Below are 11,708 nucleotides of genomic sequence, written 5' to 3'. Positions count from 1 at the left end.
TATTTGTAAAATTAAAGATTTAATTCTTATGACTAATTAATTATATTTGAAGCTATAATTTTACTCCTTAGGAGAACACCAAAGCCAGCAAATAAGTCTGCAATTGTAGCTGTAAGTCTATAACAAAGTAGTGTAGCTAAAAGTGGAGCTTCTGGAACGTAAGTACCCACTCTGATAAGTAAGGCTGCCTCAAAAACACCTACACCTCCAGGTGCGGCAGGCACAACCAAACCAATAGTCCAAGCCAAAGCAAAAGCAGCCATCCATTCCATGAAAGGAATGGCCGACTCAAGGGAAAAAGCATTTAAGCAACACCAAAATCCCAGAAATCTAAAAAGGACAAAAAGGATCTCAGCAATTAAAGCTTTGAAAGGATAATTACTTCTCTGAAGACTAATATTATTAATGCCACTCCCAAAATGAATTTCAGAATAAATTTGCTCTAACTGATTAGCCTTTAGTCTTTCTAGCCTTCTAAGTAGAGGATCTCTAAAACGTTTAATAAAACATAGTGCTGGGATAATACACAAGCCTTCCAATCCTGATTGAAAACCTCCTAATGGGACCCAAAGCAATGCAGCCGCTGCCATCAGCAATGGCTCAAGCAACACTGAAGCCAGTGCTTGCCCTGAGCCCATCTGAGACCTTAGGGCCCTAAGTCTTTCAACAAAATGCCATATACCACCAGGTAAATACTTCAACAAGTTGCTGCTAAGGAAAAGTGGTATTAGCTCAATTTTATTTGAATCATAGTCCAGCCAAGACAATAATAATCTCCAAGCAATTGCGTTAACTATTAAGCTTAGAAGGCTGACTCCAATACCAAAAGATATCCAACTAAATGTAATTGTATCGAGAGGAATCTTGTTGAAATTTTCACTATTTCTAAAAAGCGAATATCCAACAAAAGTTAAACTAGTTATTGTTATCCATAAGCGAAAACCACCTGGGGGAGATACCTTAGCTAAAAATAGTTTTAAACGGCGCAAATTAACGTTCAATATATTAAATATCATGACCAGTCCTCGCTAGGAACAAAATCCTCGTATGTGCGAATCACCTGACTACGTACATCTTCAAGAGACTTTCCAGTTTCAAGGCTTATGCGAACTATCTCATCATGCTCAGGCTTAATTGTTAAGCATCCATCTGGGCGTCGAACCTGCTTTACTTCTATTTTCCCGAAAGCTGTTAAACATGTGCCTCTTCGACGAGATAAAACCCACCTGCCACCTAAGTTCTCCCTAAGACCAATAGTCGTACTTTTTAAAAACCAAACTAAACGCACTGCATCAATATCATTTGATGTAACTATTGCTTTAATGCATACCCCTTGACGACCTTTCTTCATTTGAACAGGTTGACTAACAACATCAATAGCTCCAGCTTTTCGCAGCTCATTAATCAGGTGAGCTATATCCTCAGGGCTAGCATCATCAATCCAAGCTTCTTGAAAAAATAAAGTTTGCCAAGTAAGTCCGTTACTTTCACTTAAAATGCGAGGACGTTCTATTTGGTCTAATAAATAAGCTCTCAACAAATTAGGTCTATCAAAATTCCTTTTACCTAAACCAATGCCAACCGCCTCTATCTCAAATGAGTTTGGCTGACAATATCTATCGGCCAATACAACCATCAAAGCAAGACCAGTAGGCGTTGTTAACTCCCCCTTGGGATACTCCTCACCAGTAACGAGTTTTATTTGATTAGTTTTTGCTAGTTCTACAACTACTGGGACAGGCACAGGCAAGAGTCCATGCGAGGTACTTACCGATCCAGAACCAGTAGGGAGAGGCGAACAACAAATTTCTAAAGGGTTCAAATATTCAACTGCAGCACATATGGACACCACCTCAATAAGAGCATCTAAAGATCCAACCTCATGCAAGTGAATATCCTCCAAAGCTGTTCCATGCACTGACGCCTCAGCTGCACCTAGTGTCATAAAGACATTTAAAACCTTATTTTTGAGTGGATTTGACCAAGAGGCCTGTTCGACTATTTCGATTATTTTCTTCAAACGTGTAGAAGAAGGCGCTACAGGCAATCCTTCTACACAAGTTCTTAATCCTCTAATCCCAAAACTACGAGCTTCTTGAATACCTAAAGAAAAGGTTTTACCCAAACCAATTGATAACAGAGGTTCCTCAATAACCCTCTTGGGAATTCCAATATCTAAAAGTGCTGACAAGAGCATATCTCCAGCAATACCTGTAGGACAATCAATAAAAAGCGATTTCATTACTACTTGCTTCTAAAAGTAAAGTTGGTACAGGCTAAATAGAAACGATATTTAATTAACACTATTCTGCTTAATTTAAAAAGGCCAGTTTTGAAAAGCATTTTGAGACTAACTACTAAACAAATGGAAAAAGTTGCCATAGTTCAAGACTAAATCTAAAGTCTCATTATCACTGAATTGGTTTACGGGGTCCTTTTCGAACAATTGCTTTTTTCTCTCCTCGCTTTTTACCTCCTCGTGTAGGCATAGGAGCAATAATCTTATGATCTTCCAAGCAAAGTTGACTTCCATGCCTTCTTACATCTAAATTAACAAAATTACGAAGACAATTTAGAGGAATACTACCTTTTAAGTTTAGCTTAAAAGGTAAAGGACGACTTCCATTAGGTCTTGATCTTTGACGCACCTTTATAACTAAATCACCTGACTCAGGCTTAGTATAGATTAATTCTCCTCTAATAGAAAAATAGTCATCACCTTCCGGTAATTCATCACATATAATTTTACTAGATTTCTCTAAACTGATTGAATCATCTTTCTGAAGATTAGCTTCACAAAGTGTACTTGGTTCCCAAATTCCAGCTATCTGCAAATGAAGATGATCAGCTTCTCTACATCTTGGATAGACCACCCAAAGATGAGGTTTATCTAAATCAATATGGCGTCTCATCAAAGTAAGGACTCGACCAAGTACAACTGCTTCTAGCTCTAGCCCATTAGCATCTACAAGGTGTCCCCGGGTAATCTGATCTGGATCATTTGGCCTATATTTGGCTCTAACAATACCTATTGCACGGTATTGCAAGGGTTCGGTAACCGAGGAAATCGGATGGTCTCGCATCGAAGAAAGGGCGAATAGCTGGCCCGACTTTCAATCTAGCCAACCTACGCGAATTACTCAGGGTTGCATTATCAAGATCTCTGCTTTGACATCAAGAGAGAAAGAGAGTAGTTCTGTTGGTAGAACTAAGAATTTGTTTAAGAATTGTATTAAGAATTTGTTAACTGATGCGCAAAGTCGTTCTCTCTCAAAAGCGCCAAGTCATCTTTCTTTATCTAAGGCTTAAACGAAATATTTAATTTCCTTGGGAAATGGTTATTTCTGGTCATGGATTGTCTAGCTCATTAGCATCAAGTGCTTTTAAAGCATCATCAATTGCATCAGAAGGACTAGTAGCGTCTTCCATTGCAGTAGCTCGGCGTAAACGATTTATTAAATCCATTGGATTAGTTGCATCAAGTAATGCTCCGTTTTTTTCGCCCGAAAACGTGTTGTGTATTTCCCTCTCTTTAGGCAGTTGATTTTCCCCAAGAGACTCAGCCAGAGAAGGAAGCATAAAGGCCAAGCAAAAGCAGACTATTGAAAAAGCTGAGGAGGCACTTAATCGCAAGATTAAACAAGAAGAGAGAAATGCTTTTTTCATGTATGACCCTTGTATTAATTGATTTAATGGTAATGGTCTCTATAGAAGATCTTAACCAGTGCAAATTGCCACCTGGAATGTTAATTCAATTCGGACTCGTCTTACACAAGTAAAAGGTTGGTTAGAAGAAGTTAGTCCTGACTTGCTTTGTCTACAGGAAACAAAGGTAGCGGACCCCTTTTTTCCAAAAGCAGAGATAGAAGCAAGTGGCTATCAAGTTTGCTTTCATGGACAAAAGTCTTACAACGGAGTTGCACTAATAAGCCGCCACCCTTTGAAGGATATTCGGCTTGGCCTTAGTGGAGAACTGCCTTGTGACTCCAAAGCTGATTATTTTGGAGAACAAAAGCGGGTTATAAGCGCACTGGTGAATGGCATTCGAGTCGTAAATGTATATGTTCCAAATGGCTCATCGTTGAACTCTGAAAAATACACCTACAAAATTCAATGGCTTAATTGTCTTGAACGTTACCTCCAGGCTCAGTCCAAACGCGATGAACCTCTTTGCATTTTAGGAGATTTCAATATCGCACTTGAAGATAAAGACATTCACAGTCCAGAGCGACTAACAGGAGGAATAATGGCCAGCGATGCTGAAAGAGGTGCTCTTCAAAACCTCTTAGGTGAAAGGCTTCAAGATGTTTTTAGGTTATTTGAACCTGGAACACATCATTGGAGTTGGTGGGACTACCGAAGCGGAGCATGGGCTCGTGACAAAGGCTGGAGAATTGATCACATTTATCTATGCGAAGAACTGCTTAAAAACGCAAAGAGTTGCGAAATCCATAAGAAGGTACGTGGCAATGATCAACCTAGTGATCATGCACCAGTTTTAACTGACATTAGTTGGCCTCCATTAGATGAGGACGACTCTGATCAGGGTAATGACCTATTCCAATATTGAAATCAACAAAGTTTTAGTCGGTCAAACTTGTCTAAAGGAATGAAGATCAGTCATTAATCAGCGCAAATCTCCTAATCAAGCCGCCAAACTCTTCAACTCTGTGAAGATCTATTGGAATATCGTCACACAGTTAATAAAAGTTCCAATACCGAATAACCATAAAAACGGCTCTTCGAAATCAGCCCAGGTCCCTTTCTATAACTCCATTATCGAAGAATCAGACCAATATCTTTTAGCCAAAATAAACAAAGGTTTGAGAAAAGAGGTATAGAAGGTACGAAGGAAATCGAGACGAAATTGACTCTTTTAGGCCAATATGGCGAACTGTGTTTCTAAGCCCATTGGCATCGGTCCCCGTGACAAACGCCTTGAACACCAGCCTTTCACAGAACATTTTCAGCGCAGCACAGGCGCTAATGCCTGGTGGTGTTAGTTCTCCTGTTAGGGCATTCAAGTCTGTAGGAGGACAGCCAATAGTTTTTGATCGTGTCAAAGGTCCCTATGCGTGGGATGTAGATGGCAATCGATTCATCGACTATGTAGGAAGCTGGGGGCCAGCAATTTGTGGCCATGCTCATCCTGAAGTAACCGCATCACTTCAAGAAGCATTAGAGAAAGGAACAAGCTTTGGAGCCCCCTGTCAACTAGAAAATAAATTGGCAGAAATGGTTATAGATGCCGTCCCAAGTGTCGAGATGGTGCGGTTTGTTAACAGTGGAACCGAAGCATGCATGGCTGTGCTTCGCCTAATGAGGGCCTACACAGGGAGAGACAAGGTAATCAAATTTGAAGGGTGTTACCACGGCCATGCAGATATGTTTCTAGTAAAAGCAGGTTCAGGAGTCGCCACGCTGGGACTTCCGGATTCTCCTGGAGTTCCTCGCAGTACGACTGCCAATACACTGACAGCTCCATATAACGATCTCGAAGCAGTAAAGGAGCTGTTTGCAGAAAATCCAGACGCAATTTCAGGGGTAATTCTTGAGCCTGTAGTCGGTAATGCAGGTTTCATTACACCTGAACCAGGCTTTCTAGAAGGATTAAGAGAACTCACCAAAGAGAATGGGGCTCTTCTTGTCTTCGATGAAGTAATGACCGGATTCAGGATCAGCTATGGAGGAGCACAAGCAAGATTTGGAGTTACTCCTGATTTGACCACTCTGGGAAAAGTTATTGGCGGAGGCCTTCCGGTAGGAGCCTATGGAGGTAGTACTGAAATCATGTCAATGGTCGCTCCAGCAGGGCCCATGTATCAAGCTGGCACACTTAGTGGCAACCCCCTAGCCATGACCGCTGGCATTAAAACGCTTGAATTACTTCGACAAGATGGTACCTATGAAAAGCTTGAGGCAACTACTAAAAAACTATTTGAGGGCATTCTCCAATCTGCGAAAGACTCTGGAATCCCAATCACAGGAAGCAGCATAAGTGCAATGTTTGGTTTCTATCTATGCGAAGGACCCGTAAGAAATTTTGAAGAGGCAAAAGCAACAAATACTGAACTATTTGGCAAATTGCATCGTGCAATGCTGGAAAGAGGAGTCTATCTAGCTCCTAGCGCATTCGAAGCAGGCTTTACTTCACTAGCCCATTCAGAAGATGACATCAATGCAACTTTAAAAGCCTTCCAAGAAAGTTTTGCAGAAATACAAAAGTAAAAAATATCAATTAATTAATTAATTGATTAATTAATATGATCTATGTCCATTCAAAAGCAATTAAAAACGTAATGGAAGAAAAGCAATCTAAATATATCAAAGTAGGTTTAATTCTTCAGCAATGAATAGAATTCTAAGGGCATTATCCTGCTTGATAATGCCCTTAGAATTCTATTTACGACCTCCAACTATTACTGGAGTACTTCCACCCTTAGAGCCAGGAAGTGCAGGAACAACCTGGGTTTTTCCATCCCATTTATCTAAAAACAACTTAAATAAGACCTGATCATCCAAGCTCCTAGTAAGGGTTTCATATCTCTTAGCTTCTTGTTCAGCAATCTTCACTTCAGTTTGTGCTCTCAATAACTGTTGCTCAGCAATCTGTTTCTGCTCAATAGCAGCTCTATATTCTTCTGCTATTTCCAAACCTGTAAGGTCAAGAGCCTGGACCTCCACATAATCAAATTTATTAAGCTCATCAGCAACAGTTTTTTCAACTATCTCAGAAATATCACTCCAAGAGCTAGCGATAGTAACTAGCTCATATTTAGAAAAGACAGATTTAAGCGCTTTTAACAAAGAAGGTTTAATAATACGATTATAAATTTCTCTATCGTTGTAAGAAATTGTCCTAAACACACGTCCAGCTTCATTAGGCTTCAAGGCATATTTAACTGTCGCTGTAGCCGCAATCACCTGCAAGTCCTTAGTTAAGGACTCAAACTTTTCTGGTTTTACCTGAGTTTGTACATTGAATGGATAAGTTGACTGTACAAAAGGAATTTTAAAGTTTAGGCCTGGTAGACGAGCACCTCCACTGACTTTACCCAAAGTAGTTACAACGGCCACTTGACCAGCAGGAACTACAAAAAATGAACTGGTAAGCAATATGAAGCCTGCGAAAGAGAGAATGAGCAGAACAGCTGCGTTTCCACCTGGACCAGATGGAGTGATGTTGCGAAATGGAGTGGTCATAGAAATTTTTATATGTATAAATTTTATGAGTTCCTTGCTCGTCTTGTGATAATTGTCATTTGGATAAAAGAATTCACTGACAATTGAGAGGTCCAGAACCAGGAACAACCAATCAAATGATCTCTAAAGTACTGAAGAGAATCGTCTTACCAATAGTCAGGGCTATTATTAGAGTGGCAATTATCTTTATGAATTTTCTATTTATATTAATCCATTAGAGATGGTAAAGTTTTTAAATTAATTTTCCTACTAAATCCAATAAGTTTATAATCATAAGAACTCTTTTCTACTTTCTATTGAAATATCTAGGTCCTAAGCCTATCTGCTAAATCACTATCTATAATTCTCAAATTGCAGGGGTAGGTCAAGATCATCTTCTTGCTTGCGTAAAAGGGATATTGCATTCTGCAAGTCGTCCTTATTCTTTCCAGTTACTCTTATTCTGTCACCCTGTATTGAAACAGTTACTTTCTTTAGTTCATCACGAATTTTTTTACTTATCATTTTTGCCATTTCTTGTGTAAGCCCTTTTTTTAAAAGTATCCTCTGAATAACCTTGCTACCGCCTGAAGCTTCAGGCGGTTGAAAAGCAAAAATCTTTAGAGAAAGTTTTCTTTTAGTAGCCTTTTGTCTAAGAATATCCTCAACTGCCTGCAAAGTCATATCACTTGAGGAGGTAACAATTAATTCTGTTTCTTCGATCTCAATAGTTGTATTTGTATCTTTGAGATCGTATCTCTGAATTATCTCCCTTCGCAACTGATCAACAGCATTTATAAGCTCTTGACGGTCAAAATCAGAAACGACATCGAAAGAATAGTTTGCAGCCATGAGACTTATTCACACTTTAAAGCTGTACAATATGGATTATAAAAACAAGAACGCAAATATAACTCATTCAAAATTTGAATCTCAATATCCCTATATATTCCCGCTCTGTAAATATCAGGACCACTCCTTAATCCTTTAAATAGGAATAGGGTCAGTCAAAGAACATCAAGCTAACAACTTTTCCCATTTCCTCTGCACTATGACAACTTGTCAGCAGTGTCTCACTATCGTGAAAAGCAAAACATATCAACTGATCGCATCGACTTATTATTTCTTGATTACAAAGGCTGCTTGCAATAGGCAGCGGTAAATCATCATTATCAGCCTTTTCAATCAAGTGTAAAACATGAGAAAGTTGATCTCTTATTTCAAAGCTTTGTCTTTCAAGACTCTGAGGCAATAAAACAGTAAGAAGTGATGGGTCAACATCCAAAACGCCTCTTATTACAGCAGCATTAACGCCTTGAGATCCTGAAGTAATAATTGAATGTCCTTCTTGTGCCAAAGAACGAGCAATTAGCTCAACAAGATGCATTGATACAACGGGCACATGGCGACTACCAAGAAAAGCTATTCGCCTCTTCCCCTTGTCTTGCAACAAGGCCAATTCTTGAGCAAGAGTATCTACTCGATCTAAGGACGGGAGATCCAGGGAGCGACTCAAGGACAATCCCAATAAAGATTAATTAGAAACTAGCAGTGCTTAGGACTTTTTGAGAGTATTCCAAGGGTTGAAAACAGTCGATTCAAATCACAGTGTTCTTCAACCAATCGAAAAGCGTAGCTTGCTTTGACTGCTTCATGTAAACGAACATGACCAAATGCCTGCTCAATCACTTCAACAGTAGAAAGAGTGTCATGGTCGACCTTTAGCAATGGGACCTCGAGCTCTTCCGCCCTATGAATCAGCTGCAGTAATGGTTCACCAGCTCCAGTGAGAATTAAGCACTGCGTAGAAGCTTCTAAAGCTGCAAGTTGAATATCTGTCCGGTCAGCCCCTGTTACAACAGCCATATTTCTTCTCTTACGAAAAAACTCCATAGCAGAATTCACACTCATTGCTCCGATACTTAATGTCTCCACCATTAATTCAACTCTTTCAGAGCAACATAAAATTCGTGCTTCCAGTCGCCTAACTAACTCGCCGACAGTGACACTTCTAAGCAAAGGAGAACGTGGCATTACACCAAGTACTCGAAAACCAAGAGCCTCCAATGAAGGGACAAGAGAACTTTGCAGAGCTTGAACATCATCAGGGTTAACAGCATTCAAAACAATGCCAACCAAATTGTCGCCAAGCTGTTCCTTCGCCGCCAATAAGGCATCAACGCTACAACTGTCCTGCCATAAATGCACAAGTATTACTTGTGCATTTAAACCTCGCGCTAATTGCCCAAGGCTTAGACCATAAACCAATCCCTCATGAAGGCTTCCAGCCGCCTCAAGAATATTTATGCCATCAAAGGGTATATCCAATCTTTCCCGTAAAAGATCCAAGCTTGACCCTGCATTCACATCAGAATTGGCAAGACGTTGGTCAGCTGAAGCGGGAGCCAGATGGGCGAGAGAAGGAATTAGCTGTTGTTCTGATAAGCCAAGAGTTTCCCCAATAAAGCGAACATCATCATCAATGAGTGGTTTCTCACTAGAGAAGTCCTCATAATCAACTTCGAATTCAAGGCTTGTCGCCAATGGCTTCCCAAGACGAATCTCTTGATTAGCCGCCAAAAGCTGCCTTGCAATTCCCAAAACGAATGCCGATTTGCCGCTAAAAGGCTCACAAGATCCGATCATTAAGGTCCTACCCATGATCGAACTCCCAAGCATTCAAAGTAATTAATTTTAGGCTTTCCAGCAAACTTCTCAATAGCAAATGGAATTCTCTTTTAAGTGGCTATAACAACTGGCATTGAATGTTTAAGCTAAAACAAACCAGCGCTTTCTAATTTAAGAAGTCTCTTGGAAGATTATGAATCAAAAGCCTCAAAAGAATCTTGAAAGCTTCACAAATTCCACAGAGGCACCCATCAACAATCGCTGGCACCAATGCCGTGTAGGAATTACAGGAGCAAGTGGGAGCCTAGGGCAAGCTCTATCTAAAAGATTAAAAGAAAAAGGCGCTTTCGTTGTTGGACTAACTCACGGCACTATTCCTGACCCACAGGCCTCAATAACAAAACCTAATCAATGGGTAAACTGGAAATGTGGAGAAGAGAAGTCCCTTCAGCCAACACTAGCGAAACTAAATATTCTTATTTTGAATCACGGAATCAATCCAAAAGGCCTTCAAAGCACAAAAGCACTAAATGAAGCTCTTGAAGTCAATGCATTAAGTACTTGGCGCTTAATTGAACAATTTGAGAACTCCGTTGAAAATGATGAGAATGATTTAAATCCCAGAGAAATATGGATAAACACTTCAGAGGCTGAGATACAGCCGGCTCTTAGCCCTGCATACGAAGTAAGTAAAAGACTAATTGGACAACTAGTAAGTATTAAGTGGAACAATTTAAATAACAGCCAGCGTAAAGGACTAAAGATTCGCAAACTGATACTTGGTCCATTTCTATCAGAACTAAATCCAATAGGAATTATGAGTGCAAATTTTGTAGCAAATCAAGTTATTAGGCAGGTTGAACTCGGCTTATCTTTGATAATAGTCACACCAAATCCCATTACTTATATCTTCGTACCTTTAACGGAAATGATAAGGGCAATTTATTCTTTTCTTATTAGAAAAATTTACCCAAGCAAAGAAAATAATTCGATCAATATAAAAAGTTAGCCTCGATCTGTAAGTATTTCGCAACCGTCAGAGGTTACAACAATCGTATGTTCCCATTGTGCTGATAAATCTCCATCTTGAGTTACAACCGTCCAACCATCACGAAGTGTTCGACAAAACTTACTCCCATTATTGATAATCGGCTCAACAGCCAATGTCATTCCAGGTCGCAAAGTGACATTAGGCAATTCATTTGTTCTGAAATTAAAGACTGAAGGCTCTTCATGTAAATTTCTTCCTACACCATGACCTGTGTAATCTTCAACGACACTGAAGCCATTTTCTTTAACTAAATCTTCAATCGCACCTGCAATATCCAAAAGAGTGTTATTTGGCTTGATTTGACCAAGTCCAGTCATCAATGCATCTTGTGCAACTCGACTTAACTCCCTGGCAGCCTCTGAAACCTCTCCTACACAAATAGTGATGCAACTATCGCCATGATATCCATCATAAAAAGCACCTGTATCCACCTTTAGGAGATCACCAGAGTTTATTAACCGCTTAGAGCTAGGGATACCATGTACGACCTCTTCATTAATACTTGCACAAATACTTGCAGGAAAACCTTGATATCCCTTAAAGCTTGGGGTGGCTCCCATTTCTCTTATACGGCTTTCAGCATACTTATCAAGATCTCCAGTAGTCATACCTGGCTCGACCATCAAATCAATCTCTCGCAAGACAGTCGCAACAATTTTGCTCGCCTTACGCATTATTTTGACTTCTCTAGCTGATTTGATCTCTACTCCTCGTCTTTTTTGAATTCGAGGACCCTCCCCTTTTTTTGGAGAAGATGAACTAGAAGCAATTAAATCGGCAAAGAGGTTCATAAAGCCGAAATGACAAATAAAGTTTAGCTCCTGAAAATGGGCTCCTTAGAAGAAGC

12 protein-coding genes are annotated in these 11,708 nt (G+C 39.8%); 3 read left to right on the top strand and 9 right to left on the bottom strand.

Annotation, left to right across the window (positions count from 1 at the left end):
• Nucleotides 1–32 precede the first annotated feature (32 nt).
• The 4 genes from SOI82_RS10115 to SOI82_RS10100 form a co-directional block, all read right to left on the bottom strand.
• Nucleotides 33–1,001, bottom strand: coding sequence for a lysylphosphatidylglycerol synthase domain-containing protein (locus SOI82_RS10115; RefSeq protein ID WP_320667280.1), 969 nt, complete (start codon nucleotides 999–1,001; stop codon nucleotides 33–35).
• An 11-nt stretch (nucleotides 1,002–1,012) separates the two neighbouring features.
• Nucleotides 1,013–2,242: a nickel pincer cofactor biosynthesis protein LarC gene (gene larC, locus SOI82_RS10110; RefSeq protein ID WP_320667279.1), complete on the bottom strand. Its 1,230-nt coding sequence runs from the start codon at nucleotides 2,240–2,242 to the stop codon at nucleotides 1,013–1,015.
• Nucleotides 2,243–2,411: 169 nt separating this feature from the next.
• Nucleotides 2,412–3,083 (bottom strand): hypothetical protein, encoded by a 672-nt coding sequence (locus SOI82_RS10105; RefSeq protein ID WP_320667278.1) that lies wholly within the window; start codon nucleotides 3,081–3,083, stop codon nucleotides 2,412–2,414.
• A gap of 265 nt (nucleotides 3,084–3,348) precedes the next feature.
• Complete coding sequence (locus tag SOI82_RS10100; protein ID WP_320667277.1) at nucleotides 3,349–3,579, bottom strand: hypothetical protein; 231 nt, start codon at nucleotides 3,577–3,579, stop codon at nucleotides 3,349–3,351.
• Nucleotides 3,580–3,724: 145 nt separating this feature from the next.
• On the opposite strand from SOI82_RS10100, the gene xth reads away from it, so the two are divergent.
• Nucleotides 3,725–4,570 carry an exodeoxyribonuclease III gene (gene xth / locus SOI82_RS10095; RefSeq protein WP_320667276.1) on the top strand — a complete coding sequence of 282 codons (846 nt, stop codon included), beginning with the start codon at nucleotides 3,725–3,727 and terminating at the stop codon, nucleotides 4,568–4,570.
• Nucleotides 4,571–4,938: 368 nt separating this feature from the next.
• Nucleotides 4,939–6,228 carry a glutamate-1-semialdehyde 2,1-aminomutase gene (gene hemL, locus SOI82_RS10090; protein ID WP_320668422.1) on the top strand — a complete coding sequence of 430 codons (1,290 nt, stop codon included), beginning with the start codon at nucleotides 4,939–4,941 and terminating at the stop codon, nucleotides 6,226–6,228.
• Between the two features lie 171 nt (nucleotides 6,229–6,399).
• Here the strand turns inward: hemL and SOI82_RS10085 are convergent, their stop codons facing one another.
• From SOI82_RS10085 to SOI82_RS10070, 4 genes are all read right to left on the bottom strand, one after another.
• Nucleotides 6,400–7,203 carry a prohibitin family protein gene (locus tag SOI82_RS10085; RefSeq protein WP_320667275.1) on the bottom strand — a complete coding sequence of 268 codons (804 nt, stop codon included), beginning with the start codon at nucleotides 7,201–7,203 and terminating at the stop codon, nucleotides 6,400–6,402.
• 333 nt (nucleotides 7,204–7,536) lie between these two features.
• Nucleotides 7,537–8,034: a YajQ family cyclic di-GMP-binding protein gene (locus tag SOI82_RS10080; RefSeq protein WP_320667274.1), complete on the bottom strand. Its 498-nt coding sequence runs from the start codon at nucleotides 8,032–8,034 to the stop codon at nucleotides 7,537–7,539.
• A gap of 151 nt (nucleotides 8,035–8,185) precedes the next feature.
• Nucleotides 8,186–8,698, bottom strand: a complete 513-nt coding sequence (locus SOI82_RS10075) for a DNA recombination-mediator protein A (RefSeq protein ID WP_320667273.1) — start codon at nucleotides 8,696–8,698, stop codon at nucleotides 8,186–8,188.
• A 29-nt stretch (nucleotides 8,699–8,727) separates the two neighbouring features.
• Nucleotides 8,728–9,843 carry a phosphotransacetylase family protein gene (locus SOI82_RS10070; RefSeq protein ID WP_320667272.1) on the bottom strand — a complete coding sequence of 372 codons (1,116 nt, stop codon included), beginning with the start codon at nucleotides 9,841–9,843 and terminating at the stop codon, nucleotides 8,728–8,730.
• A 160-nt stretch (nucleotides 9,844–10,003) separates the two neighbouring features.
• On the opposite strand from SOI82_RS10070, the gene SOI82_RS10065 reads away from it, so the two are divergent.
• Complete coding sequence (locus SOI82_RS10065) at nucleotides 10,004–10,819, top strand: SDR family oxidoreductase (protein ID WP_320667271.1); 816 nt, start codon at nucleotides 10,004–10,006, stop codon at nucleotides 10,817–10,819.
• Here SOI82_RS10065 and map read toward each other — a convergent pair.
• The gene (gene map, locus SOI82_RS10060) at nucleotides 10,816–11,652 is read right to left on the bottom strand and encodes a type I methionyl aminopeptidase (protein ID WP_320667270.1); all 837 of its coding nucleotides are present in this window, start codon (nucleotides 11,650–11,652) and stop codon (nucleotides 10,816–10,818) included. The two genes, SOI82_RS10065 and map, sit on opposite strands and share 4 nt — an antisense overlap.
• Nucleotides 11,653–11,708 lie beyond the last annotated feature (56 nt).

It is taken from the genome of Prochlorococcus sp. MIT 1307 (assembly GCF_034092395.1).
GTDB lineage: Bacteria > Cyanobacteriota > Cyanobacteriia > PCC-6307 > Cyanobiaceae > AG-363-K07.
Note: the sequence above shows the minus strand (reverse complement) of the source record. Positions and strands in the feature narration are given on the sequence as shown.